We start from the raw sequence: 240 nt of genomic DNA, 5'->3' as shown, positions 1-240 counted from the left end.
TTTGGTAGCCAATGACGATAGTTATACCGCTACACCTGGAACAACAGTAGCCACTACAGTGGGTAACGTAACAGCAAATGATAAACTAAACGGAGTAGATGTTACGGCTTTAAAAACAACAGTTACTGCCATTACAACAGGACCGTTATCCATTGATGCCAGCGGAGTATTGACTTTAGATCCAAACACAGTATCAGGCACGTATACAATCACGTACCAAATCTGTGAAAAAGGAGCTAA

General features: G+C 41.2%; 1 protein-coding gene. It reads left to right on the top strand.

From position 1 onward, the window contains the following. On the top strand, positions 1-240 hold a 240-nt coding region (locus tag FLACOL7796_RS22540), incomplete at both ends, for an Ig-like domain-containing protein (protein ID WP_173973029.1).

The sequence above is a fragment of the Flavobacterium bizetiae genome (genome assembly GCF_902804475.1).
Classification (GTDB): Bacteria; Bacteroidota; Bacteroidia; order Flavobacteriales; family Flavobacteriaceae; genus Flavobacterium; species Flavobacterium bizetiae.
The sequence above is the reverse complement of the archived record's forward strand: the minus strand, read 5'-3'. Positions and strand labels throughout refer to the sequence as shown.